This is a genomic window from Shimia sp. FJ5 (assembly GCF_032918335.1).
GTDB classification, from domain to species: Bacteria; Pseudomonadota; Alphaproteobacteria; order Rhodobacterales; family Rhodobacteraceae; genus Shimia; species Shimia aestuarii_A.
This window is the reverse complement of the sequence record NZ_JAWJUV010000005.1, coordinates 63,245-87,838: the sequence shown is the minus strand read 5'-3', so window position 1 is coordinate 87,838 and position 24,594 is coordinate 63,245. Positions and strand designations below refer to the sequence as shown.

The 24,594-nt window shown below is 61.0% G+C and carries 22 protein-coding genes; 11 read left to right on the top strand and 11 right to left on the bottom strand.

All coding sequences use genetic code 11. The features are described 5' to 3' along the window. The first annotated feature begins 133 nt into the window (after nucleotides 1-133). Nucleotides 134-1,879, top strand: a complete 1,746-nt coding sequence (locus tag R1W01_RS15555) for a sugar phosphorylase (RefSeq protein ID WP_297758062.1) — start codon at nucleotides 134-136, stop codon at nucleotides 1,877-1,879. Between the two features lie 576 nt (nucleotides 1,880-2,455). On the opposite strand, the gene R1W01_RS15550 is transcribed toward R1W01_RS15555, so the two are convergent. The 4 genes from R1W01_RS15550 to R1W01_RS15535 all read right to left on the bottom strand — a co-directional run bounded on the left by R1W01_RS15550 (nucleotide 2,456) and on the right by R1W01_RS15535 (nucleotide 5,754). Further along, complete coding sequence (locus R1W01_RS15550) at nucleotides 2,456-2,905, bottom strand: hypothetical protein (RefSeq protein WP_297758065.1); 450 nt, start codon at nucleotides 2,903-2,905, stop codon at nucleotides 2,456-2,458. Nucleotides 2,906-3,022: 117 nt separating this feature from the next. Then, on the bottom strand, nucleotides 3,023-4,243 hold the full coding sequence (locus R1W01_RS15545) for a glycosyl transferase (protein WP_243614738.1): 1,221 nt from the start codon (nucleotides 4,241-4,243) through the stop codon (nucleotides 3,023-3,025). Nucleotides 4,244-4,264: 21 nt separating this feature from the next. Then, a complete protein-coding gene (locus tag R1W01_RS15540) occupies nucleotides 4,265-5,032 on the bottom strand; it encodes an HAD-IIB family hydrolase (RefSeq protein ID WP_317275309.1) in 768 nt (255 codons plus the stop codon). Further along, entirely contained in the window at nucleotides 5,029-5,754 is a 726-nt protein-coding gene (locus R1W01_RS15535; RefSeq protein WP_297758068.1) for a CDP-alcohol phosphatidyltransferase family protein, read from the bottom strand. The genes R1W01_RS15540 and R1W01_RS15535 overlap by 4 nt, the downstream gene beginning before the upstream one ends. 128 nt (nucleotides 5,755-5,882) lie before the next feature. On the opposite strand from R1W01_RS15535, the gene R1W01_RS15530 reads away from it, so the two are divergent. The 7 genes from R1W01_RS15530 (at nucleotide 5,883) to R1W01_RS15500 (ending at nucleotide 16,918) form a co-directional block, all read left to right on the top strand. Further along, nucleotides 5,883-6,824 carry a DNA adenine methylase gene (locus R1W01_RS15530; protein ID WP_297758071.1) on the top strand — a complete coding sequence of 314 codons (942 nt, stop codon included), beginning with the start codon at nucleotides 5,883-5,885 and terminating at the stop codon, nucleotides 6,822-6,824. 575 nt (nucleotides 6,825-7,399) lie between these two features. Next, nucleotides 7,400-11,098 carry a Hint domain-containing protein gene (locus tag R1W01_RS15525; protein WP_297758073.1) on the top strand — a complete coding sequence of 1,233 codons (3,699 nt, stop codon included), beginning with the start codon at nucleotides 7,400-7,402 and terminating at the stop codon, nucleotides 11,096-11,098. Between the two features lie 257 nt (nucleotides 11,099-11,355). Further along, a complete protein-coding gene (locus R1W01_RS15520) occupies nucleotides 11,356-13,482 on the top strand; it encodes a Hint domain-containing protein (RefSeq protein WP_297758076.1) in 2,127 nt (708 codons plus the stop codon). A 155-nt stretch (nucleotides 13,483-13,637) separates the two neighbouring features. Then, a complete protein-coding gene (hpaD, locus tag R1W01_RS15515; RefSeq protein WP_297758079.1) occupies nucleotides 13,638-14,618 on the top strand; it encodes a 3,4-dihydroxyphenylacetate 2,3-dioxygenase in 981 nt (326 codons plus the stop codon). Nucleotides 14,619-14,683: 65 nt separating this feature from the next. After that, complete coding sequence (locus tag R1W01_RS15510; RefSeq protein WP_297758082.1) at nucleotides 14,684-15,457, top strand: HpcH/HpaI aldolase family protein; 774 nt, start codon at nucleotides 14,684-14,686, stop codon at nucleotides 15,455-15,457. A gap of 124 nt (nucleotides 15,458-15,581) precedes the next feature. Then, the gene (locus R1W01_RS15505; protein WP_317275308.1) at nucleotides 15,582-16,091 is read left to right on the top strand and encodes a DUF2478 domain-containing protein; all 510 of its coding nucleotides are present in this window, start codon (nucleotides 15,582-15,584) and stop codon (nucleotides 16,089-16,091) included. Next, nucleotides 16,091-16,918, top strand: a complete 828-nt coding sequence (locus tag R1W01_RS15500) for a glucokinase (protein WP_297758290.1) — start codon at nucleotides 16,091-16,093, stop codon at nucleotides 16,916-16,918. The genes R1W01_RS15505 and R1W01_RS15500 overlap by 1 nt, the downstream gene beginning before the upstream one ends. Here R1W01_RS15500 and R1W01_RS15495 read toward each other — a convergent pair. Next, the gene (locus R1W01_RS15495; protein WP_297758085.1) at nucleotides 16,887-17,654 is read right to left on the bottom strand and encodes a sulfite exporter TauE/SafE family protein; all 768 of its coding nucleotides are present in this window, start codon (nucleotides 17,652-17,654) and stop codon (nucleotides 16,887-16,889) included. The two genes, R1W01_RS15500 and R1W01_RS15495, sit on opposite strands and share 32 nt — an antisense overlap. Nucleotides 17,655-17,798: 144 nt before the next feature. On the opposite strand from R1W01_RS15495, the gene R1W01_RS15490 reads away from it, so the two are divergent. The 3 genes from R1W01_RS15490 to R1W01_RS15480 all read left to right on the top strand — a co-directional run bounded on the left by R1W01_RS15490 (nucleotide 17,799) and on the right by R1W01_RS15480 (nucleotide 20,592). Next, nucleotides 17,799-19,487, top strand: a complete 1,689-nt coding sequence (locus R1W01_RS15490) for an acyl-CoA dehydrogenase family protein (protein ID WP_297758087.1) — start codon at nucleotides 17,799-17,801, stop codon at nucleotides 19,485-19,487. A 142-nt stretch (nucleotides 19,488-19,629) separates the two neighbouring features. Continuing rightward, nucleotides 19,630-20,187, top strand: coding sequence for a TetR/AcrR family transcriptional regulator (locus R1W01_RS15485; protein ID WP_297758089.1), 558 nt, complete (start codon nucleotides 19,630-19,632; stop codon nucleotides 20,185-20,187). Between the two features lie 3 nt (nucleotides 20,188-20,190). Next, nucleotides 20,191-20,592 (top strand): META domain-containing protein, encoded by a 402-nt coding sequence (locus tag R1W01_RS15480; protein ID WP_297758092.1) that lies wholly within the window; start codon nucleotides 20,191-20,193, stop codon nucleotides 20,590-20,592. Here R1W01_RS15480 and recO read toward each other — a convergent pair. From recO to acpS, 6 genes are all read right to left on the bottom strand, one after another. Continuing rightward, the gene (recO, locus tag R1W01_RS15475) at nucleotides 20,567-21,298 is read right to left on the bottom strand and encodes a DNA repair protein RecO (RefSeq protein ID WP_297758095.1); all 732 of its coding nucleotides are present in this window, start codon (nucleotides 21,296-21,298) and stop codon (nucleotides 20,567-20,569) included. The genes R1W01_RS15480 and recO overlap by 26 nt on opposite strands. Continuing rightward, nucleotides 21,298-21,630: a DUF1491 family protein gene (locus R1W01_RS15470; RefSeq protein ID WP_243613731.1), complete on the bottom strand. Its 333-nt coding sequence runs from the start codon at nucleotides 21,628-21,630 to the stop codon at nucleotides 21,298-21,300. Before R1W01_RS15470 ends, recO begins: the two co-directional genes overlap by 1 nt. Beyond that, a complete protein-coding gene (era, locus tag R1W01_RS15465; protein ID WP_243613730.1) occupies nucleotides 21,627-22,535 on the bottom strand; it encodes a GTPase Era in 909 nt (302 codons plus the stop codon). The genes R1W01_RS15470 and era overlap by 4 nt, the downstream gene beginning before the upstream one ends. A 72-nt stretch (nucleotides 22,536-22,607) precedes the next feature. Next, complete coding sequence (rnc, locus tag R1W01_RS15460) at nucleotides 22,608-23,291, bottom strand: ribonuclease III (protein WP_243613729.1); 684 nt, start codon at nucleotides 23,289-23,291, stop codon at nucleotides 22,608-22,610. Further along, nucleotides 23,288-24,124, bottom strand: a complete 837-nt coding sequence (lepB, locus tag R1W01_RS15455; protein ID WP_297758100.1) for a signal peptidase I — start codon at nucleotides 24,122-24,124, stop codon at nucleotides 23,288-23,290. Before lepB ends, rnc begins: the two co-directional genes overlap by 4 nt. Nucleotides 24,125-24,183: 59 nt before the next feature. After that, a complete protein-coding gene (gene acpS, locus R1W01_RS15450; RefSeq protein ID WP_243613727.1) occupies nucleotides 24,184-24,594 on the bottom strand; it encodes a holo-ACP synthase in 411 nt (136 codons plus the stop codon).

Genomic DNA, 24,594 nt, shown 5'->3' with positions numbered 1-24,594 from the left:
CACAAAAAACAGGCAGGCCACACCCCGCATCATGGCCGTCCACGGGGAACAAAACCGCTTTTGTTTTCCCCGCCCGCGCGACAGTCTACTAAGAGCAAGGGTCTCAAGGCGGTGCGGAACGCAACTCACGATTATGACGGATAAAAACAACTCTTTCGGCATCAAACTGACCGAGCTCCTGCACGAGATTTACCCCGACCTCGATAGCGACATTCTCGCCTCCAAGGTGATCGATGCCTTCTGGCCCGAGGGCACGCACCGTCGCAAACGCGCCCGCGCTCCCGGCAACAATCTCTGGTCCGAGAAAGACGCCGTCCTGATCACCTACGGCAATTCCCTCGTCGATGGCGCGCATAAACCCCTCGATCTTCTGCATGATTTCCTGCTCGCCCGGCTCAAGGGGGTGGTGAACGGCGTGCATATCCTGCCATTCTTTCCCTACACCTCTGATGACGGCTTTGCCGTGACCGATTACCGCGCCGTCAATCCCCAGCTTGGCGATTGGCCCGACATCTCGCGCATCGCCTCGGATTTTCACCTGATGAGCGACCTTGTCCTCAACCACGTCTCCTCTCAAGGCACATGGTTCAATGCCTACCGTCAGGGACAGCCCCCCTATGACCGGTTCTTCTTCGAGGCCTCTCCCGACGATGACCTATCTCAAGTCGTGCGCCCCCGCACCACGCCGCTCTTGCAAGAGGTTGAGACGGCGCACGGGCCGCGCCATGTCTGGTGCACCTTCTCTCACGATCAGATCGACCTCGACTTCCGCAACCCAGAGGTCCTCCTCGAATTCCTGCGCATCATCCGCCTGCACGTAGACAATGGCGTGCGCATCATCCGCCTCGACGCGGTGGCCTTCCTTTGGAAAGAGGTCGGCACCCCGTCGATCCACCTGCCCCAGACCCACGCCATCGTGCGGCTGATGCGGCTTCTGGCGGATTTCGCGACAGAGACCGTCGTGCTGCTGACCGAAACCAACGTCCCCAAGGCCGAGAACCTCTCCTATTTCGGCAACCGGAACGAGGCCCACGCGGTCTATAACTTCCCGCTGCCGCCGCTCATCCTGCACGCGATGATGTCGGGCACCGCGCAATACCTCAACACATGGCAAAGCGGCATGCCCCCGGCGCAACTCGGCTGCGCCTACCTGAACTTCACCGCCTCCCATGACGGCATCGGCATGCGCCCCGCCGAAGGCGTGTTGCCGCAAGAGGAGAAGGACAAGGTCATCGACACGGTGCGCGCCCTTGGCGGGCTGGTGTCCATGCGGGCGCTCCCTGATGGCGGCGAAGCGCCTTACGAGCTCAACACGACCTATTTCGAGGCCATGAAACGCACTTTCCGGGGCGAGGACGCGCATCACATCGCGCGCTTTCTCTGCTCGCAAACAATCATCATGTCGCTCGAAGGCATCCCCGCGCTCTACATCCACTCCCTTCTCGGGACGCCGAACGACCACGAAGCCGTCGAACATCGCGGCATGAACCGCGCGATCAACCGTCACCGCTGGGACTACCCGACTCTGATCGAGAAACTCGACGATCCGTCCTCGACGCAATCGCGCGTGCTCTCGGCGCTCTCAACGCGATTGAAAACCCGACGCCAGCAACCCGCCTTCCACCCCAACGCGACACAGTTCACCCTGACACTCGATGATCGCGTCTTCGGCGTCTGGCGCCAGAGCCTCGACCGCGACCAATCCATCTTTGCCCTGCATAATGTGAGCGACGAGGTCGTCCTGATCCCGATCACCGCGATCAACCTGATCGAGGACGAGGACTGGCATGATCTCCTGACCGGCGAACCTATCCACGCCACCGGCCCGCATATCCCCCTCGAACCCTACCAATGCCGCTGGATCGCCAACCGGGGCTAAGGCTGGTCGGGTGCCAAGCGATTTCGAAATCGCTTGCCCAAGGGTTTTCGAAAACCCTTGGTGCCCTCATCTGATACGGAGTCCTGCTTGAGGCTGACGCCCTCTGTATGTTCAGGCGAAGGTCTGGAAGACAGCGAGCGGGGCAAAGTGGTCGTTGCGATGCACTTCTAATCCAAGGAATCTCGCGGCGCACCGCACGCTGCGCAAAAAGATGCTCTTGGCGTTCGCAGAGGCTTCCCACATTTGGTGCAAGGCGGTCCGTATAGGCTGGCTACGTGATGCATGACGGCATTCGGGTTTGTTTCTTCAAATCCCGTAAGCCGTTCATATTCCGCCAGAAACTTGGAATGCCTTTCGTGGACGCCAAGATTATTATCTGAAAGAGGCTTCCAAACGATGTCCCGCTCCGCATCGGTCAACATCGGCATTTCCATCTTACATCGCCAGCAAAACAGGGTGACAGGCATGCCAAAATTCTCGTGTCGATTTGCTTGTCCAGAGTACTTAGCTGGATTCTCGGAAGAAGGCTACTTCGGGCTCAGAACTGACCTTGCCAAATACAGTTCTCAGCAACCCTCAGAAGCAAAACTGTAGAGATGGAGACGAAGACATTTTCGGGAAGTAGCGATGGATTTCAACCTTGAGCAACCTCTCGAACCTGACGAAGTCGTCAAGAAAACTATCAAAATCTGAAGACATGAAGGTTCCTTGATGGGGTGCGCTGAAAGACAAGCAGTCTTGCGAGCGCTTCAACTGGTACCCACTGCCGGAGTACTGAAGAGGTACCGTCAGAGTGAATTCATTCATATTGATGCTGGACATCAACTTTGCCTTTGTCTCGAGAAAGAACTCTAGCAAAAGCAAACACTCCCGATGCACTCGTCCCTCGTGCTCAAAAAAGATAAAACCTTCTGTGTAGAAGAACGCCTCAGACGAATACGGCAAGAAGTCCGAACCTGTTGACCAACCACGCTCGTGGTCCAACTCAAACTCCAGGTTCTTTTTGGCTTGATAGTCCGCTTGCATGTGCACGTTCCGGCCCGTTCCACTGCCCTCACGTTAGCTTGTTCTGATTTGGCTGCAATGGCCTCAAAGCAGACACATGACTCGTCCCCGGCAATGCCCCCTCTCAGACCCCAATCCCTACCCGAACTCCTTGTCATCCGCCGCCGCCGCGGCGCGCAGGTCGGTGAGGAACGCCGCATCCGCCGCGTGGACCCGGTTCCATGTCGGGATGAACGGCGTCTCGTGCGGGTTCTCGAGGAAAATCTGCCCCGCCCGCATGATATTCTCCGCAAATAGCTCGATGGACTGCTCTTCCTTGTGCCGATCAATCGACAGCCCGTTCATCTTGGCGTCGTTGTAATAGGCCTCAAGCAGGTCGAGCGCCGAGCGGTAATAGGTCGCCTTCAGGGTGCGGAACACGTGGTTGGTAAAGACCGTCCCGTCTGACGCCAGCTTGCGGAAAATCGCCTTGCAGATATCCGTGCTCATCCGGCTCAACCCCTTGGAGGCATCCTCCGGGCTCAACTCCTGATGCTTGTGGTCATAGCGATCCGAAATCTCGACCTGGCACACCGCCTTGGGCGCAAGATTGCGCCACGCCTCCGACAAAACCCCGATCTCAAGGCCCCAATCGCTCGGAATGCGCAGGTCGGGCAGGACCGCCGTCCGCATCGCAAACTCCCCCGAGAGCGGATAGCGGAAACTGCGCAGGTAATCGATATAGTCGCGATCCCCGATGGTGCGCTTGAGCGCAATAAGAAGCGGGCTCACCAGAAGCCGCGTCACCCGCCCGTTGAGCTTGCCGTCGCCGACCCTCGGATAATACCCCTTGGCGACCTGATAAGGGAAAGTCGGCGCCACCATCGGATAGACCAACCGCGCGAGCATTTCCTTGTCATAGGTGACGATGTCGCAATCATGGATCGCCATCACCGCGCTATCGGCACAGGCGATGAGGTATCCCATGCAGGTCCAGACGTTCTTGCCCTTGCCCGGCTCCTGCGGCGCGATCCCAAGCGCATCAAGCCGCTTGCCAAGCTCAAGCATCCGCGGGCTATCGTTCCAAAGCACGATATGATTCTGCGGCAGGCGCGCAAAGAACTGCTTGGCGTGGCGGAACTGTTCCTCGTTGGCTTGATCGAGGCCGATGATGATGCGGTGCAGATACGGCACCTCTGCCAATTCCTTGAGGATATTGGGAAGCGCATCGCCCTCAAGCTCGGAATAGAGGCTCGGCAGGATCAGCGAAATCCGGCGCGATTGCGAGAAACTCTGAAGCTCATAAGTCAGTTCTTCGAGAGAACGGCTGCGCAGATTGTGCATCGTGGCAATGTTGCCGTTCTGGTGGAAATCGGCCATGCGAGTCTCGGCCTCCTGTCTTTAAATTTCCCTCGAGAGTATGGAGAGCACCGCCCGGTTCCAACCGTGAGGCCCGCTTTCCTGCGTGCGAAAAATGCGACCTGCCTCTTCTTTAGGCAGTTTCGGCAAGCCCGGCCCGCCGGGGTTTTGCACGATGACCCCGATATCGGCGGCCTCGATCATTTCCACGTCATTGGGCGCATCCCCAAGCGCCACCGTCGCCTCCGGCGCATAGCGCGCGGCGATCTCTGCCATGCGGTCTGCCTTGGTCGCGCCAAAGGAAAGCGTCAAGAACCGCCCGCCTTGACGCGCCGCGATCCCGGCCTCACCCGCGCGGGCAAGAAACGCCTCAAGCGCCGCCTCGCTACCCGTCCAAAGCCCCGGCTCTGTAAACCCGCGCTGCCGCGCCAACGCGGCTTCGTTCGGCGCGAGCCCCGTGACCTCGGCCACCTCCGCATCGCTCATATCGCCGAACCCTCGGAACGCGGCGCGCATATCGCCCGGCAATGCCCCGAGCCAAATGCGCAACCGCGCATACTCCGTCCCTGCCTCAGGTGCCGCTCCGGCCTCAAGCACCCCCGCACCGTTCTCGACAATCGCAGGCCAGTCCGCGAGCCCCATCGCCGCGCGCAGCCGCGCAATCTCTGGCCCGGTCTTGGAACTTGCCAACACCACGCCACAGCCCGCCTCGGCCAAAGCCGCAAGCGCCGGGCGTGCAGCATCAAAGGAATAGGTCTCGTGATCGAGAAGCGTGCCGTCGAGGTCCGAAAACACGAGGAACCGCATCATTCGGCATCCCCGCGATAGGGCGGTTTCGTCATCGGCAAGAAGGCATCCGCTACATCCAGAAGCGCATAGACCAACAGCGCGGCAACCATATGCCCTAGATACCCGCCGGACAGCGCCATGAACGGAATAAGCCCCGAAAGCCCTGCGACAAACGCGATCGGCAGATCCTTTAGCCGCAACGGCTCATCTCCGCCCGCCTCAGGCACCCGCAGTGCAACCTGCTCGCGCACCAATCGCGCCAGCAGCCGCACAAACGCCGCCGCCAGGGCAAGCGCGGTCCAGCCAAACCCCGTCCCAAGCGTCCGATCCGCCAAAAGCCCAAGCGCCGTGTAAAACAGCCCGTGCTGCACCATGTCCGACATATAGTCGAGATCCGCCCCGAGGATCGACGCCTTCCCCAGAAGCCGCGCCATCATCCCGTCGGCGCAATCGAGGATCTGGAACAACACGCCGCTGATGAAAAGCGCCCAAGCGGCAAGACCAAGCGGCAAGACCGCCGCCTGCAACGGCATGGTCAGCGCGAGGACAAAGCCAAGCGCCGTGACGCCCATCGGCCCGAACCCAAGCCGCAACAAGACCCACACAAAGGGCGGGCTCGGCATCCGGTAAAAAAGCGCAATCGCCCATGAGGTGCGAAATTCATGCCGCACATAGGGTTTGCGCAAATCTGCCAAGATATCCCTGAACGAGACCTGCCTCGTCTCTTCCCCGCGTTCTTCCACGGCCACTGCTCCTGCTTGTCTGCCTCTCTCATACACCACGCATCGAAAGGTGGCGAGACGGCCTGCCCCCTTGCCGCCGCGACCAGAGCGCGCAATTGTGGCCGAACCTCACCGGAGCACCCATCGCGATGCATCAACCCTCCCTGTTTTCCGACCTGACCGCCGTTGAGACGCCGCCTGTCGCGCCGTTCAAGACACAGCTCATCAAATGGGTCGGCAACAAACAGCGCTACGCCGACCAGATCATCGCCCATTTTCCAGACCGCTATGAGACCTATTATGAACCCTTTCTCGGCTCCGCCGGGGTCATGGCGAACCTGTCACCACGCCATGCGCTAGGTTCGGATGCCTATGGTCCGCTGATGGAAATCTGGCAATGCCTGACCGAAGACCCCGAGCGGCTCATCGCGTGGTATGACGAGCGTTGGTCATGGTTTCACGCCGGTAACCACAAAGACCGCTACGAGACGATCCGCGCCCGCTTCAACGCCGCGCCGAACGGGGCCGACCTGCTGTTTCTATGCCGGGCCTGCTATGGCGGGGTTGTGCGCTTTCGCAAGAAGGATGGGCTGATGTCGACGCCGCTTGGCGCGCATCCCGTTATCAAACCCGAGAAGTTCGCCCGCCGCGTCGCCATGTGGACGCCACGCATCGCCGGGGCGCGCTTCGAGCGGCTCGACTACCTCGACGCGCTTTCCCGTGCCGCTCCGGGCGACCTTGTCTATTGCGATCCGCCCTACGCCCATTCCCAGAGTATCCTCTACGGTGCGCAATCCTTCCGCCTCGACCGCCTGATGGAGGCCATCGCCGAGGCCCGTGACAGGGGCGTTTTCGTGGCGCTCTCCATCGACGGCACCAAGAAGTCCGGCAATACCTATTGCGACATTCCCCTGCCGCCCGATCTCTTTGTCGAAGAGCATTTCGTCAATATCGGCCGCTCCATGCTGCGCCGGTTTCAGATGGACGGACAGACCCTCGAAACAGAGATCGTGCGCGATCGCCTGCTCCTCACCTACCCCTCGCCACACACGAATCCGACCGCCACATCCTTGCCACAAACCGATTCGTGAGAGGCCCAGAGGCGAATCACATTTGTTTCTGGTTGCAGGGCAAAGCCTCGCCTCCCGACAAGATTGTTTCCTCTCCGGCAGGCGCGCCACATTTCCGCCTGTGTCACAAGAGGCACAATACTGCCCCCTTTCGACCAGATTGATTGGTTCCCAACAGGAAACACACTCTCCCCTAGGCTGCAAAGAAACTTGTGTGAATTCGGCAGAGCCTTGGAAAACAACCCAATACCATAGGCCTTCGACGGCCCGCGCCCCCTCGGTTTATCTCGGTTTTTGGAAACAATCGCTCACCCCAGCCGCGTGCTTTCCCCTAGGTCCGCACGCTCTTCGATTAATCAATTTTGTCTGAAATTGGCAGATTGTGTCAGGTTTTTGTTCCACTGGCCCAGTTCTTGCCGCAATATTACCACGCGTCCGACTGGGGGGCGAAAAGGTGGCTCGGGGCGGCCTATAGCAAAATTTGGGCATCTGCGTGATGCGGCCGGTTGATCTGTGGCCGGGCGATTGTCGTTTTCCGACAGCGCCTGCCTATGGGCATATCTGGCCCGGACGCTTGATTGGAAGAAGAGGTAACTATGGCTGATCCTACCGGTCCTGGTGTTGTCGAAGGCACCGAAAACGACGACGTCATTGATTCCACCTACACAGACGGCGACGGCGATAGCGTCACCGGCGGCGCGGACCTCGTCTATGGTCTTGGCGGCGATGACACAATCCAAGCCGGAGACGGGAACGACACCATTCACGGTGACGGCACTGGCAGCGGCGAAGCCACGGTGCAGAAGGTTCTAGATTTCAACGACCTCGCGGCCGGCACAATCGTGTCCGACCAATATAGCGGTGTCTCGATCTCGTCCTACTATGGCGACACGCCGACGATGATCTTTGATTCATCGAACCCGACCGGCGGCGACTATGACCTCGCGACCTCCAATCTTGGCGGCGTCCTGATCCTGTCCGAAGACGGCGACAGCTCCGATCCCGACGACAACGCCGGCGGCGGCAAGATGGTCTTCGATTTCGACGATCCGGTCTCGATCGACCAACTGACCTTCCTTGATGTCGACGAAAGCTATGCCAAGGTCTATTTCTACGACGAAAATGGCGACCAAATCGGCAGCTACGTCAAGACCTACGGTGCGGGCAACAACTCGCAGATCGTTCAGGACTATGACGTCGACGGCGTGTCCAAGATGGTGGTCAAACTCTATGGCTCTGGCGCCATCGACAACCTCACCTACACCGCCACCGAAACCGTGACAGCCTCCGGCGACGGCAACGACGTGATTGACGCCGGCGACGGCGATGACCTCGTCTTCGGCGAAGGCGGCTCGGATACGATCGACGGCGGCGAAGGCAACGATACGATCTACGGCGGCTATGGCGACGGAACCACCGAAACCACCCGCGAAAGCTTCAACTGGAGCGATCTGGACGACGATTGCAACAAATCGCTGAGCGATGGCGAAGACATTCCGGGCGGTCAGGTTCAAAATACCGGATCGGTCGATGTCACCTTCACCATTGTAGATGAATACGGCGTTGAATCCGAATTCGAGACCGAGAACCAGAACATCGGCGGCATCGACGGCGGCTCTGAGACGGTCAACGACAACAGCTCGCTCGATTCCGCGACCAATCATGACAACGAAACCGCGACCTACCGGCTCGACTTCTCCGACCCGGTGACCAACGTTGATTTCCGCGTCAACGACATCGACCATGACTCGGTCGTCAATATCGTCGCTTACGATGTGAACGGGGTGCAAATCCCGGTGACCCTCACCGCCAGCGGCTCGACCGACCTGAACCTGAGCGACACCGACGGTGTGGCCGGGGTGGACACCGCGAGCGCGACCAACAACTCCGGCTCGAACACCGACGATGACAACTCGATCCTCGTCGAGATCGCCGGTCCCGTGGCCCGCATCGAAGTGACCCATTCCAACGACGGTGGCGACGGCAGCAACGTCAATATCACAGACGTGTTCTTCGACGCAGGCGGCGATGTGATCGACCCCGGCAACGACGCGGGCGACTCGCTGTCTGGCGGCGCTGGCGAAGATGTCATCTATGGCGAAGGCGGCAACGACACGATCGACGGCGGCGCTGGAAATGACACGATCCTCGGCGGCGAGGGCGACGATACCATGGACGGCGGTAGCGGTGACGATGTCATCGGCGGCGGCGGCACGGGCGGCACCACGACCGGCCCCGAGCTTCTGTCCAACGGCTCTTTCGAAGATGGCTATCACAACGCCAACACCGTGAGCGGTCTCGACAACTGGACGACGCTCTCTGGGTCGCCGGATTCGCCCGATGACGGGACCGCGTCCGAGTATTGGAACCCCGACCTGACCTCGACCGACGGCACCGGCTATGTGACCATGTGGAGCTATCCCGGCCACCCGCAGGAAACCATCGGCCAGACCCTCGGGACACCGCTTGAAGAAGGGCAGGACTACGTCTTTACCTTCAATGGCCAGTCGACCGACTACGACCATGGCGAAGGGTGGTTCACCCCCGAAGACATCCCCGTCACCTTTGAAATCCTCGATCAGGACGGCAATGTTCTCGGCAGCACCGTCGTGCAAGGCACCGATTACGAAAGCTACGAGATCACCTTCACCGCACCGGCAGGGGTGACCGGCATTCAGCTGCGTCCCAACGGGTCCGACGACCCCAACGCCTATCGCCCGGCCGTGACCATCGACGAGGTTTCGCTCGTTGCGGTGACGACAGACCCGAGCGCAGGCGATGAGGCCGGCAATGACGTGATCGACGGCGAAGACGGCGATGATACGATCTTTGCAGGCACCGGCGACGATACCGTCGACGGTGGAGACGGCTCCGACTCCATCGAAGGCGGCGACGGCAACGACCTGATCGACTCGTCCTCCGATGATCTCGTGGACCTGCCCGATCTCGGCTTCCCGTCCTACATGGGTTTCCCCGAGGTTCCGGCCGATACCGACCCGAACAACGACAAAGACTTTGTCGATGCGGGCGCGGGCAATGACACGATCATCACCGGCGACGATGACGATACGATCATCGGTGGCTCCGGCGATGACCTGATCGACGGCGGCGTCGACAAGGATCTCATCGACGGCGGCACTGGCGCCGATACGATCATCGGTGGCGAAGGCAACGACACCATTGATGGTGGCGACGGTGATGACGTCATCTATGGCGGCCTCGACCCGGCCTTCCCGGATTACCTCAACATCCCGAATGACGGCTCTGTTGGCGATCCTGACCCCGAACTCGAAAACGGCCGTGACCTGATCGACGGTGGGGCTGGCAACGACACCATCTTTGGCCAGGATGACGACGACACGATCATGGGTGGCTCCGGCGATGACGTGATCGACGGTGGCGTCGACGACGACCTGATCTCCGGTGGCGATGGCAACGACCAGATCATCGGCGGCCAAGGGTCCGACACCATGTCGGGCGGCGATGGCGACGATACGTTCTACGTCTCCGACGGCACCCACGGCGATGGCGATGTGATCTCCGGCGGCTCTGGCCCCGACGAGAACACCGACCACGACGTTCTCGATCTGACCGGGTCCGGCTCGCGCACGATCAACGCCGTCGCAGATGTCAATGACGCCGGCGCTCTGACCGGGACCGTCACCTTCGACAACGGCGATGTCCTGACCTTTAGCGGCATCGAAGAGATCATCTGCTTCACGCCGGGCACCGCGATCCTGACCCCCTCGGGCGAAATCGCGGTCGAGAACCTCAAGGTCGGCGACAAGGTCGTCACCCGTGACAATGGCCTGCAAACGATCCGCTGGGTGGGCAAGAAACAGCTTTCGGGCCGCGATCTTCTTTCGCGTCCGAAACTGCGCCCGGTGATGATCCGCGCCGGTAGCCTCGGCCCGAACCTGCCCGAGCGTGACATGATGGTGTCGCCCAACCACCGGATGCTCTTGGTGAGCGAACAGGCCCAGCTTCTCTTTGAAGAGGCCGAAGTTCTTGTCGCGGCCAAGCACCTTGTCGGCATGGATGGCGTGCAGCAGATCGACACGGTGGGCGTTGAGTATGTGCACTTCCTCTGTGACAACCACGAGGTTGTGCTCGCCAACGGCGCATGGAGCGAGAGCTTCCAGCCCGGCGAATACTCGATGGGCAGCATTGATCAGGCCCAGCGCGAAGAAATCTATGATCTCTTCCCCGAGCTGCGCAGCACCGAAACGCTCGACGCGTTCTCTGCCGCACGCCTGACGCTCAAACGCCACGAGGCCAACCTCCTCGTGAAGTAACGCCCCGTCTTGGGGCGGGCAGTCCTTACGGCCCGCCCCAAGACCACCCTAGGCGCACCCGTCCGCCTACCGCTGCGTAAAGCGCCACCCTTTTGCCTCAAAGCGCGCGGATTTGCCCCCTCCCCCTTTGGCGCGCCCTTATTGCTGCCGCAAAGTTCCGTGGATTTGGCTACATTTCTCCTTAACTTAACCATTTCTCAGCCAGACACTGCTGCCAAAGGAGTCCCATATTTCGGGACCAGTGAAGAGCAGGTTGAATGGCAAATATTAACGGCAGCAATGGCGACGACACGCTGAACGGCGGCAGTTCCAGCGACTCCATCACCGCCTATGACGGCGATGACGTCCTGAACGGCAACGGCGGCAACGACACGCTTCGCGGTGGCGATGGCGATGACACGCTTGATGGCGGCTCTGGGGCCAACTCCATCGACGGCGGATCCGGCAATGACGAGATCATTGGTGGCTCTGGGGCCGATACCTTCAGCGGCGGCAGTGGTCAGGACACCATCAACTATTCCGACTCCGACTCTGCCGTGAATGTCGATCTTTCGACCAACACTTTCTCAGGCGGGGATGCCGACAACGATACCAACGCAGGCGGCATCGACGCCATTGTCGGCTCAGACCACGATGATGTTCTGACCGGTTATGACGGATCAAGCACCAATCCCGGCGACGCCTACACCAATGAATTCTGGGGCGGCGCGGGCGATGATACGCTCGACGGGAAAGGCGGCGGCGACTATCTCGACGGTGGCGCCGACAACGACGTTATTGATGGCGGCACCGGTGACGACACGATCATCGGTGGCTCCGGCAATGATACCATCGACGGAGGAGACGGCGACGACCTCATCGGAGTGGGCGAAGAACTCCTTGCCAACGGCTCTTTCGAAGATGGATCTCACTCGGCCAATGGCGTCAACGGCCTCGACAACTGGTCTAACGTTTCCGGCTCCCCCGACTCTGCCGACGACGGCACCAGCTCGGAATACTGGAACCCCGCGCTCGATGCCTCCGATGGCACCGGCTACATCACCATGTGGAGCTATACCAACGGCCCGCGTGAAGCGATCAGCCAGACGCTCTCGGATTCGCTGATCGAAGGACAGAACTACACCCTGACCTTCAACGCCCAATCGACCGACTACGAGGGCGGCCAGTGGTTCACGCCCCAAGATATCCCCGTCAACTTCGAGATCCTCGATCAGGACGGTAACCTGCTCGGCACGACCGTGGTCCAAGGCACCGACTACGAAAGCTACGAGATCACCTTCACCGCCCCCGCTGGCGTGACCGGGATCCAACTGCGCCCCAACGGCTCGGATGACCCCACGGCCACCTACCCCGCCGTGACCCTCGACGAAGTATCCCTCATCGCATCACATGACGAAGCGGGGGACGATGTCATCGACGGTGGTGCGGGCAACGACACCATCTTCGCCGGCACAGGCGACGACCATATCACCGCTGGCTCCGGCAGCGATAGCATCGACGGCGGCGCAGGCAACGATACGATTGTCGGCGGCGGCGAGAACGACACGCTCGTGGGCGGCGACGGCGCCGACTGGATCACCCTTTCGACAAGCGGCAACGTCCTTGTGCAGGGCGGCTCGGGTGGCGATGACAACGACGTGCTCGACATCTCCCCACTGCTGCAACAGGGGTTCGTCATCACCCACATGACGCAGAACCCGGAATCCGATGGCAACCCGGGCTTCAGCGGCCAGATTCAGCTCTATAACCCCTCGACCGGGGAATCGATGACCATCAACTACACGGACATCGAGACCTTCGCGCCTTGCTTTACCCCAGGCACCCTCATCGCCACGGCGCGCGGTCAATGCCCTGTCGAAGACCTGCGTGTTGGCGACCGCGTCGTGACCCGCGACAATGGACTGCAAGAAATCCGCTGGGTCGGTCGCCGCGATCTTTCCCACTCCGAGCTTCTCCTGCGGCCGCACCTGCATCCGGTCCTAATCCGCGCCGGGAGCCTTGGCCCGAACACGCCCGAACGTGACATGCTCGTTTCGCCCAATCACCGCATGCTCCTCGCGGGTGATCGCTCTGCGCTCTACTTCGATGAATACGAAGTCCTCGCCGCCGCCAAGCACCTGACGCATCAGCCCGGCGTCGAGACCATCGCCGCCGAGCGCGTGAGCTACCTGCATTTCATGTTCGACCAACATGAACTCGTCCTCGCCGACAACGCCTGGACCGAAAGCTTCCAACCGGGCGACCAATCGCTCGACAGCATGTCCTCTCCACAACGCGCCGAGATATACGAGCTTTTCCCCGAGTTAGAGACACATCAGGGCCTCGAAGGCTATGGCGCCGCGCGCATGACCCTCAAGCGTCACGAGGCCCGCCTCCTCTCCTGAGGCCCGCCCGAACCCAAGGCTCAACGCCGTGCGACATTTTCGAGTCGCGCGGCGTTTCCGTTTGGCGCCTGCTCCTGCACGCCCCTAGAGTCGAAACTGTTGACCGGTTTGCGCGATTTAATTAACATGTGAACTACCTTGGAGGAGGAAAGCCCATGCCCGTACCCGCGCCGAACCTGTATCCGCCGTTCAATATCGTCCGGTTGAGCCACGTGGAATACCGCGTCACGGACCTCGCAAAGTCGCGTGCCTTCTATGTCGACACGCTCGGACTTCAGGTCACGTATGAAGACGACACCCGCATCTACCTGCGCGCCATGGAAGAGCGCGGCCATCACTGCATCATTCTTGAACAAGCAGACGAAGCCAATGTCGGCGTCCTCGGCTTCAAGCTCTACGACGAGCCCGACCTCGACACCGCCGCCGAATTTTTTGCCGCCCGTGGCCTTCCCGTCGAATGGGTCGAACGTCCGCATATGGGCCGAACCCTGCGCACCCGCGATCCTTGGGGCATCCCGCTTGAATTCTACGTCAAGATGGACCGCCTCGCCCCGATCCATCAGGAATACAGGCTCTATAAAGGCGTAAAGGCGCTTCGGATCGACCATTTCAACATGTTCTCGTCCGACGTCGACGCCTCCGTCGCCTTCTATAATGACATCGGTTTCCGCACGACCGAATACACCGAAGACGCAGAAACGGGCCGCATCTGGGCCGCCTGGATGCATCGCAAGGGCGGTGTGCATGACGTGGCCTTTACCAATGGCACCGGTCCGCGCCTGCATCATACGGCTTTCTGGGTGCCCAACCCGCTCAACATCATCGACTTGCTCGATCTTATGTCGACGACCGGCTGGGTCGCCAATATCGAACGCGGCCCCGGTCGCCACGGCATCTCCAACGCCTTTTTCCTCTATGTGTTGGACCCCGATGGCCACCGGATCGAGATTTACTGCTCCGACTATCAGACCGTCGATCCCGATCTCGAGCCGATCAAATGGGACCTCAAAGACCCCCAGCGTCAGACCCTCTGGGGCGCGCCCGCGCCGCGCTCGTGGTTTGAACATGGCTCGCTCTTTGAAGGGGCAGAGACCCGCGATAGCGCGCTCAAGGCACAGCCCATCATCGCGCCCTGATCCTGCTGGACAAACCCCGCGCCGCGCCCTCATTCTGGCGCGGCACAAGACCAGAAGGAAACCCAATGCCCGCGCCCAAGAATAGCTTCAAGACCGCCCTCGCAAGCAAGACGCCCCAGATTGGCCTCTGGGTCGTGACGGCCGAGCCGTCCCTGGCCGAGATGATCGGCACTGCCGGGTTCGATTGGCTTGTGCTCGATGGAGAACACGCTCCCAATGATATCCGGAGCCTCAAGGACGCCCTGACTGCGCTCAACGGCTCCAAGAGCCACCCGGTCGTGCGTATCCCCGTGGGCGAAGCATGGATGGTCAAACAGGTACTCGACGCGGGCGCGCAAACTGTTCTCGTGCCGATGGTCGATACCGCTGATCAGGCCCGCGAGATGGCTGCCGCCATGCTCTACCCGCCCGCAGGCATCCGCGGCATGGGCGCGTCCGGCGCCCGCGCCTCGCACTTTGGCGAGATCGCCGACTACGTCGCAACCGCCAATGACGAGGTCTGCCTCATCGTGCAGGCCGAAAGCCGCGCTGCGCTCGACAACCTCGACGACATCCTCGCGGTCGAGGGCGTGCAGGGCGTCTTTATCGGTCCTGCCGACCTCTCCGCCGACATGGGCTATCCCGGCAACCCCGGCGCACCCGAGGTGCAGGACGCAATCGAGACCGCCATTCGCAAGATTGCCGCCTCCGACAAAGCAGCGGGCATCCTGACCTCCGGGACCGAACCCGCGCGCAAGTGGCTCGACGCAGGCGCGACCTTTGTCGCGGTTGGCATCGACATGAAGCTTTTCTCCGATAGCGTCCGCCGTCTCTGTGCCGAAGGCAAGGCCCTGCTCTAGGGCCGGTTTTGTGCACCACCGCGATACAGACGCGATACCGACGTAATACCGACGTTGGTTTTCGCGCCCTTTTGACACAGAATCTTGTTCCCCAAACGCCCGTCTCGCGCTAGGACATTGGCCCATGAAGATCGCCTATACCATGACCGAAGGGCGCGGAGAGCTTGACCTCCTGCTCGCCAATTTCGCCGAAACCCTGCGCCTGCGCGGCGTGCGGACAAGCGGCATTGTCCAGATCAATACCGAGCACGATAGCTCGCACCGCTGCGATATGGATGTGAAGGTTCTGCCAGACGGTCCCGAGGTCCGTATCTCGCAGTATCTCGGCAAGGACTCCAAAGGCTGTCGCCTCAACCCCGAGGCCCTCGAGACCGCCGCCGCCAAGGTCTCTCAGAGCATGGAAAACCCGTTCGATATCTTCATTCTCAACAAGTTCGGCAAGCAAGAAGCCGACGGTCGCGGTTTCCGCGACATGATCGGTACCGCGCTCGACAAAGGGGCTGCAGTTCTGGTTGGCACGAACGCCATGAATGAACAGAAACTCATTGATTTCTCAGGCGGAATCGCAACATCCGTCGCGCCAACTCCTGAGGCGCTCTTGTCTTGGTTTGAGACGCCTGCCGCGTCTGAGTGATGTGGCTTCTGGCCGATATCGGCGGCACCCATAGCCGGATTTGCCTTGCCGATGAGAGTGGCCTGATCGCCCCCTCCCTACGCCACTATGAAAACGACCGCTTTGCCGACACGGATGCGCTCTTCGCAGCGTATCTTGCCGCGCATGATGCCTCTCCCACCGCGGCCGCAATCGCCATGGCCGGCCCTGTGGCCGCCGATCCCCCGCGCCTGACGAACCGCGACTGGACACTCTCCCCCGACACCCTCGCACCGCGTCTCGGCTGTCGCCCGCGGCTGCTCAACGATCTCGAGGCCCTCGCCCTGTCCCTGCCCTCGCATCCCACGAGCCGCCTTCTGGTCCCCGCGCCTGAGACACGCCCCAACGGCCGCCGCCTCGCCGTCGGTATCGGCACCGGCATGAACGCCTGTCCCCTCCAAGGCACCACGCCCCACCCCTTGGAATACGGCCACCGCCCCCTCCCCAAAGAGCTCGAAAACGCCCTTCCCGGCGCGGTCACAATCGAGGATTTATTCAGCGGTCGCGGATATGCTCGGTTCTGTGAAGGCGGCGTGGTCAGAGACTATATCAGAGACTATTCCGCCTTAATTGGCACTTTATGCGCCTTGCTCGCCAACGCGTTTTCGCCTCGCGACGGCATCTCCCTCGCAGGTGGCGTCGCCCGCTCCGTCCTGACTGCGGCCCCCGCCGCTTTCGCCGAAAGCTATCACGCGCATTTCGCACCGCAGGACCCTATCCCGCCAGTCTCTCTGATCCTGTCAGACGACGCAGCGCTCCTCGGCTGCCACGCGGCCCTTAGCCAAACACAGCGCGTCGCACGAGGTTGAGCGCCGCCAACAAAAGCACCACGAGGGTTGCCCGCCGAAAGCTCTCCTGATCGATGCGGTCATGGATACGCCCACCGATCCACATCCCCATCACGGCGGGCGGCACAAGGCTCAGCGAGAACAGGAACGTCGCCCAATTCAACACCCCCGAGGCGATATGCGCGAAGAAAAGCGCCACGGCCCCAAGCCCATAAATCACGCCCTGCACGCGGATTTGCTCGGTCTTCTCCGTATTGAGCGCCGTCAAGTAGAGCACCGTCGGCGGCCCCCAAACCCCCGAGATTCCGCCAATCACCCCGGCAAACCCGCCGATCAGCACCTCGAGCCGCGCTGAGGCCGCCTCGAGGTGCAGGCGCAGGCCAAACAATTGCACCAGCACGAACACCGCCACAGGCGCCCCGATCAGAAGCAGCATGATATCCCCTGGCAAGGTCCGCACGAATTGTGCCGAGACAAGGAGCATGACAAACCCCGCCCCAAGGAACACACGGAATTTGCGCACCGACGCAATCGCCGCACTGGTGCCCTGTCTCAAGGATTGCATCCCGTTGGTGACAAGCGTCGGAACGATCAGCCCCGCAAGCGCAAGCTCTGGCGCCATGATCGAGCTAAGGCCGGAGATCAGGATCATCGGCATGGCAAAACCCACCATGCCCTTGACCACCCCGGCGATGAGGGCAATGCCATAAGCAAGCCCAATGAGCGCGAAAGACATGTCGGAGAAGATTGTTTCCATCCCCAAGCTATATGTCCGTTAGCGCCGCAGCGCAAAAAATCAACACGCAACAAACGAACAAATACCTGCAAAACTTGGCATTAATGTTGCGCTGCATGTGCGAAAGAGCTATGTCACACTGCAGCAAGATGAAGGACATGATTCATGGCCCATGACGGACAGGACCTGACGATGACAAACTCCGCTCTTCTCCCCGACCTGACGGCACTCACCGCCGCCTCGGTCGCCCCGGCAGAGAAAATTCTGGAAACCGCAACCGACGCCCTGCGCGCGCTCGTGACCGAAGATGGCCGCGTCTCCGCTGGCCTGATCGAAGCCAACCAGGCGGCTGCACACGGCCTGTCGTGGCTCGCAACCTACGTTGAGGCGCTGCGTCAGATGCAGAAGTGGTCCGAGCGCCTCGCCGAAGACGGCAAGTTCGGCAAGATGGAACAACTGATCCTCCAGATCGGCTTTGGCGAGTACCTGAACCACATTTCCGGTGGCATCCCGATGAGCCAGAACGAAATGTTCCGCCTAACCGACCTTGGGCTTGGTCTCGATGCGCTCGCCCCGCTACAAACCGACGCGGTACAGACCCTGATGACCAAGGGCAACACGCAGGCCGCGCGCATGGAGCTCGTCGCCCTGATGCAGGACAACGCAGGCCATGCCACCTTTGGCGCCACCGGCCTCGACGAAGACCTCGAGATGATCCGCGAGCAATTCCGCCGCTACGCCGACGATCGCGTCGTCCCGAATGCCCATGAGTGGCACCTCAAGGATGAGTTGATCCCGATGGAGATCATCGAGGAGCTCGGCGAGATGGGCGTCTTCGGCCTGACCATCCCCGAAGAATATGGTGGGCTTGGCCTTTCCAAAGCGTCGATGGTGGTCGTCTCCGAAGAACTCTCACGTGGCTATATCGGCGTCGGGTCCCTCGGCACGCGCTCTGAAATCGCCGCAGAGCTTGTCGAAGCTGGCGGCACGGAAGAGCAAAAACAATACTGGCTACCGAAATTCGCGTCTGCCGAAATCCTGCCGACCGCCGTCTTTACCGAACCGAATACCGGTTCCGACCTTGGGTCTCTGCGCACCCGCGCTGTGAAGACCGAGGATGGCAACTGGGAAGTGACGGGCAACAAAACCTGGATCACCCACGCGGCCCGCACCCATGTGATGACGCTTCTGGCCCGCACCGACCCGAACACAACCGACCACCGCGGCCTGTCGATGTTCCTCGCCGAAAAGACACCGGGCACGGACGAGAACCCGTTCCCGACCGAAGGCATGACCGGCGGCGAGATCGAAGTCCTCGGCTATCGCGGCATGAAGGAATACGAGCTTGGCTTTGACGGCTTCAAGGTCAAGGGCGAGAACCTCCTCGGCGGCGAAGAAGGTCAGGGCTTCAAACAGCTCATGAAAACCTTTGAAGCGGCCCGCATCCAAACCGCCGCCCGCGCCATCGGTGTGGCCCAGAACGCGCTTGAGGTTGGCATGCAATATGCCGAAGACCGCAAGCAGTTCGGCAAATCCCTCGTCAACTTCCCGCGCGTCGCAGGCAAGCTCGCGATGATGGCCGTAGAGATCATGATCGCGCGTCAGCTCACCTACTTCTCCGCATGGGAGAAAGACCACGGCCACCGCTGTGACCTCGAGGCCGGGATGGCGAAATTGCTTGGTGCCCGCATCGCATGGGCCAGCGCCGACAACGCGCTCCAGATCCATGGCGGCAACGGCTTTGCCCTCGAGTATCAGATCAGCCGCATCCTCTGTGATGCGCGAATCCTCAACATTTTCGAAGGCGCCGCAGAGATTCAGGCACAGGTTATCGCCCGCCGCCTGCTCGGTTAAACCGCTCGAAATCGCTAAGAACAAGGAGACCCCGGCCGTTGTGCCGGGGTTTTCTTGTGATTCCGCCACAGTTTTTCTGCAACTGCACAATGCGGCAATGCTGCACTTGCACAATGGGCCGAATCTCCCTTACCCCTAAGGCATGGCATCGACACGTCTCTCTCCCGATAGCTGGATCAACGCTGGCTTTCATACGCTCGTCGCGCAAGGGTCTTCCGCTCTCAAGGCAGAAGCCCTCGCTCGGGGTTTGAAGACGACCAAAGGCTCCTTCTACTGGCACTTCAAGGATGTGCCTGCCTTCCACGAAGCCATGCTACGGCACTGGGAAGATTCGAGCCTGCACGCGCTCGATGTGGCATTGCATAGCGAAGGCACTCCGGTGCAACGCCTGCGCCACTTCGCCCAAGCCGACCCCCGCGCCGCGAATGGCCTCGCAACGCACGGCACCGCACTTGAGCCTGCAATCCGTGCCTGGGCGCATGAGAACGCGACAGCGGCAGAGGCCGTCGCCCGCGTCGATGCGCGCCGGATGGAGGCGCTCGACCATCTCCTCGCAGAGATCGACCTCTCCAACCCTGAGCTGTCCCGTATCCTCTACGGCGCCCGCCTCGGCATGGCCGAGATGTCGGGCCGTGATGGTGTCGACAATGAAAACGCGCTCGGCACGCTGGTGGACTTGATCCTCGCCCTTTATGGTTGAGCCATGTTGCGCTTTGCCCTTGCCATACTTCTCGCACTGCCTCTCTCAGCCTGTTTTCAGGATGAAACCGTGACAGGCTATGGCGGGGATCGTCTCTGGGACTTGACCGAGATTGATGGCGCCCCCTTCACGCACCGCGCCACCCTGCGCTTTGAAGAAGGTGGCAACGTCTCCGGACAGGCCCCCTGCAACCGCTTCTTCATGCGCCAAACAGCGCCCTATCCGTGGCTTGAGTTTAGCCCGATCGCCGGGACAAAGATGGCTTGCCCGGACTACAAGGCCGAAGCCGCCTACCTCGACTCCCTGCGCGAGATGACCCTTGTCGAGATCAGCGGTGATGTGATGATCCTAAGCAATGAGGCCGGGCGGAAGATGGTGTTTAGCGCGGCAAAAGCCGACGGCTGAAGGCGTCCACCAACCGTCCACGCACCTCTGGCAACGGCTTGTGCCCGAGCTCCGGCGCAAGCTTTTGTTCGAGGAAATACCCTGTCGTCTGAAGCGCAATGAGGATTTCTTCGTCCTCGGCATCGCCCTGCCCAAGAAGGCACGGCGGCAAGGGCAACATCCGATCCGCCCATTCCCCTGCCCCTTGCGCCGACACGGCGCGCCCGCTCTTGGGCGAGACATAGCATAGGCCCTCCGTCGCCCCCGTCACCGCGCAGACACTCAGGTCAAGGCCGAACCCCAACTCCTCAAGAAGTGCCTGTTCCCAGCGCAAGTAGGCCAACGGCCAAACTTCGCCATGACCAAGCAGATCGAGAAGCTGTTCGCTACGTTTGTAAAGCTTCGGGTGCGGTTCACGTTCTGGCAAGCAAAAGGACAATAGCCCGGTCACCGCGTTCAGCCCGGCCAATGACATACGGTCCGACAAGGCAGCAGCCCGGCTGCGCACCGGCTCAACAGTGAAAGACCCAATATGCGCCTCAAGCCGCGCGCGCCACGCCACATCGACCTGTCCGCCCGGTTGAAGAATCGGTGTCATCTTGCGGCTCGTTCCGCCCCGCACCACGCCCGCGTGACGCCCATGATCCGGCGTGAACACATCAAGGATCACCGAGGTCTCGCCGTGTTTGCGACAGCTCAGAACGATCCCCTCGTCACGCCAATCCATCAGGCTTCCAACCCCGGCTCGTCGAGCATGTGACGCCCCTGCCGATCCTCAACCTCAACGACCCAGACATCCGGGTCGAATTCCCGCTGCCGGCCAAGCGCGGCATCGACCGACGCCTCGTCCCCATCGGCAAGGACAACCCACTTGCGGTCCCCGGACATAAGATCGAAAGAGCGCTGATAGGCAACGGCCTGCCCGTCAAGCGTTGCGAGTTTCACAAGAACCGCGCCCGCTGTATCATCCCCATGCGCCACGACATAGGCCGGTATCCCGGCAAACTCGAGCCGCGCCATATAGGCCTGAACCCAGAACTTCGCGGCGAGCCGGCTCATGCATTCCCGTCGCGGAAATCGAGCCCCATCTCGGAGTAGCGCTCTTTCTCCTCAAGCCAGTTCGGACGCACCTTCACCTGAAGGAACAAGTGGACCTTGCGCCCAAGAAATTCCTCAAGTTCTTCCCGCGCCGCCTTGGACACGGCCTTGATCGTCTCGCCCTTGTTGCCAAGCACGATGCCCTTATGCCCGTCGCGCGCCACATAGATCAGCTGATCAATCCGCGCCGAACCGTCCTTGCGCTCTTCCCAGTTCTCGGTTTCCACGGTGAGCTGATACGGCAATTCCTGATGCAGGCGCAGCGTCAGCTTCTCGCGCGTCATCTCGGCGGCGATCATCCGCATCGGCAGGTCCGCAATCTGATCCTCCGGGTAGAGCCACGGCCCTTCGGGAAGTTCCTCAGCAAGCCATTCCTTCAAGTGCTGCGCCCCATGCCCCTTCTCGGCGGAGATCATGAACGTTTCGGCAAAGGCGAAACGCTCATTAAGGTCTTTCGCCAATCCGAGAAGCACCTCGGACTTCACCTTGTCGATCTTGTTGATGGCAAGCGCGACCTTGCGGCCCTTGGGCAATTCGGCAAGCCCCTCGAGGATCGTCTCGACGCCTTCTGTCACACCGCGATGCGCCTCGATGAGCAGGACAATGATATCCGCATCCGCCGCCCCACCCCAGGCTGCCGCGACCATCGCGCGATCAAGACGCCGGCGTGGGCGGAAAAGACCGGGCGTGTCGACAAAAACAAGCTGGCTCTCTCCCTCGAGCGCCACGCCACGAATGCGGGCGCGGGTCGTCTGAACCTTATGGGTCACGATAGACACTTTCGCCCCCACCATGCGATTGGTCAGGGTCGATTTGCCTGCGTTGGGCTCGCCGATTAGGGCAACGAATCCGGCACGTGTGGTCATGTGAGGCCTTCCAGGATGACGTGAAGACGTGTTCCTAGACGATAGCCGCAGCAGGCGCCATAGGAAAGCGCCTTAGCCCTGCTCGAGCCGCTCCAGAAGCGCCTTTGCCGCCGCCTGCTCTGCCTTGCGCTTGGAGGTATCGCTCGCTTCGGCGCTTTCGCCGCTATCAAGGCGCACAACGATGTTGAAGACCGGTGCATGATCTGGTCCCGACCGATTCAACATCTCATAGGTTGGTGGCTTCATGCCCCGCCCCTGCGCCCATTCCTGAAGGCTGGTCTTGGGGTCGCGCGCATCGGCCTCGACCTGATGCACCCGCGCGCCCCAAAGCCGGATCACCATGGCCTTGGCCGTCTCGAACCCCGCATCAAGGTAGACGGCCGCGATCAGCGCCTCCATGGCATCGCCAAGAAGGGCCTGTTTTCTTCGCCCACCCGAGAGCATTTCAGACCGGCCAAGTTTTAACGCATCGCCAAGCGCGATTTCCCGCGCCACGTCGGCGCAGGCTTCTTTGCGCACCAAAGCGTTGAACCGCGGGGCGAGTTGGCCTTCCGTAGCCTTGCGATCCTGCGCCAAAAGCGCCTCGGCCATAACAAGCCCAAGAACCCGGTCCCCAAGGAACTCGAGCCGCTGATTGTCGTCGCGTGTCGGCGACGACATCGAGGAATGCGTCACTGCGCGCACGAGAAGCTCCGGGCGGGAAAACTCGTGCCCGATCCGCGCCTCGAGCGCCTTCAGCTCCGCCGCAAGTTTCACTGGATCGCCTTAAAGAACCGATCGCCGCGCCATGTCCAGAAGAAGAACATGGACCGGCCCGCCGAGGAGAACATGACGCGATCCGCGCGCCCAATCAGGTTCTCGTAGGGCACGAACCCAACCCCACGCGCCACTTGCGGCACCCGGCTATCGGTCGAGTTGTCACGGTTATCGCCCATAAAGAAATAGTGCTTCTCAGGCACGGTATAGATACCGGTGTTGTCCGAAGATTGGTTGGTGATGTTGAGGATCGCGTGTTTGACACCGCCCGGAAGCGTCTCGATCTGACGTTCCTTGAGACATTGGCCGCCATCGCCCACCGGCCCGTTGGCACAGCGCGGGCGGAGACCTTGCGGTCCCTGTGGCCCGGCCGTCTCTTCAAAGATGCCGCCATCCTCAAGCTCGACCGGCTTGCCATTGATCTGCAGCACGCCCGCGATGACCTGAACCTTATCCCCCGGCAAGCCTACAAGGCGCTTGATATAGTCGAAGCCGGTCGCCGGATGGCGGAACACCACGACATCACCACGCTCGGGTTCGGAGCCGAGGAACCGCTTGTTGTCCCCGTCGAAGACACCACAAAGGGTCTTGGCGTCGATATTGACCCCGAACTGCGGCAGGCGCACGGACGGGCAGGACGCATAGGAATAGCCATAGGCGAACTTGTTGACGAAGAGGAAATCCCCGATCAACAACGTGTCCTTCATCGACCCCGAGGGAATCCAGAACGGCTGAAAGAAGAGGGTCCGGAACACACCCGCGATCAGGAGCGCGTAAACGACTGTTTTGATGGTCTCGATGAACGCGTTCTGCTTCTTGGCTTCGCCTGCCATATGCCTGCCTCTCGGGGTGCTGAATGATGCGGTTTACATGCGGCTCAGGCGCTCAGGTGTCAACCCAACTGCGCGAGAGGCCGCGCCTCGATGACGACAAAGGCCTGTGCCCAAGGGTGGTCGTCGGTGAGCGTGACGTGAATGATCGCCTCATGCCCGTCCGGTGTCATGTCCCGCAGGCGCTCTGCTGCCCACCCCGTGACCTCCATCACGGGCTGTCCCGTGCGCAGGTTTGAGACCGCCATATCTTTCCAGCTGATCCCCATGCGAAGTCCGGTGCCAAGCGCCTTAGAGCAGGCCTCTTTCGCGGCCCAACGTTTCGCATAGGTGCCAACGCTGTCTCGTCGCCGCTCTGCCTTGGCCTGCTCGACCTCGGTAAAAACGCGATTGCGGAACCGATCCCCGAATCGATCGAGCGTGTCGGATATCCGGTCGATATTGGCGAGGTCCGTGCCGATTCCGAGGATCAT

Coding starts and splice junctions, on each gene's coding strand:
- hpaD (WP_297758079.1), top strand. CDS start 13,638: ATGCCCGTACCCGCGCCGAACCTGTATCCGCCGTTCAATATCGTCCGG.
- R1W01_RS15505 (WP_317275308.1), top strand. CDS start 15,582: ATGAAGATCGCCTATACCATGACCGAAGGGCGCGGAGAGCTTGACCTC.
- R1W01_RS15545 (WP_243614738.1), bottom strand. CDS start 4,243: ATGGCCGATTTCCACCAGAACGGCAACATTGCCACGATGCACAATCTG.
- acpS (WP_243613727.1), bottom strand. CDS start 24,594: ATGATCCTCGGAATCGGCACGGACCTCGCCAATATCGACCGGATATCC.
- R1W01_RS15470 (WP_243613731.1), bottom strand. CDS start 21,630: ATGAGCCGGCTCGCCGCGAAGTTCTGGGTTCAGGCCTATATGGCGCGG.
- R1W01_RS15480 (WP_297758092.1), top strand. CDS start 20,191: ATGTTGCGCTTTGCCCTTGCCATACTTCTCGCACTGCCTCTCTCAGCC.
- R1W01_RS15540 (WP_317275309.1), bottom strand. CDS start 5,032: ATGATGCGGTTCCTCGTGTTTTCGGACCTCGACGGCACGCTTCTCGAT.
- lepB (WP_297758100.1), bottom strand. CDS start 24,124: ATGGCAGGCGAAGCCAAGAAGCAGAACGCGTTCATCGAGACCATCAAA.
- R1W01_RS15550 (WP_297758065.1), bottom strand. CDS start 2,905: ATGCAAGCGGACTATCAAGCCAAAAAGAACCTGGAGTTTGAGTTGGAC.
- era (WP_243613730.1), bottom strand. CDS start 22,535: ATGACCACACGTGCCGGATTCGTTGCCCTAATCGGCGAGCCCAACGCA.
- recO (WP_297758095.1), bottom strand. CDS start 21,298: ATGGATTGGCGTGACGAGGGGATCGTTCTGAGCTGTCGCAAACACGGC.
- R1W01_RS15530 (WP_297758071.1), top strand. CDS start 5,883: ATGCATCAACCCTCCCTGTTTTCCGACCTGACCGCCGTTGAGACGCCG.
- R1W01_RS15490 (WP_297758087.1), top strand. CDS start 17,799: ATGGCCCATGACGGACAGGACCTGACGATGACAAACTCCGCTCTTCTC.
- R1W01_RS15525 (WP_297758073.1), top strand. CDS start 7,400: ATGGCTGATCCTACCGGTCCTGGTGTTGTCGAAGGCACCGAAAACGAC.
- R1W01_RS15555 (WP_297758062.1), top strand. CDS start 134: ATGACGGATAAAAACAACTCTTTCGGCATCAAACTGACCGAGCTCCTG.
- R1W01_RS15510 (WP_297758082.1), top strand. CDS start 14,684: ATGCCCGCGCCCAAGAATAGCTTCAAGACCGCCCTCGCAAGCAAGACG.
- R1W01_RS15500 (WP_297758290.1), top strand. CDS start 16,091: ATGTGGCTTCTGGCCGATATCGGCGGCACCCATAGCCGGATTTGCCTT.
- R1W01_RS15485 (WP_297758089.1), top strand. CDS start 19,630: ATGGCATCGACACGTCTCTCTCCCGATAGCTGGATCAACGCTGGCTTT.
- R1W01_RS15495 (WP_297758085.1), bottom strand. CDS start 17,654: ATGGAAACAATCTTCTCCGACATGTCTTTCGCGCTCATTGGGCTTGCT.
- R1W01_RS15520 (WP_297758076.1), top strand. CDS start 11,356: ATGGCAAATATTAACGGCAGCAATGGCGACGACACGCTGAACGGCGGC.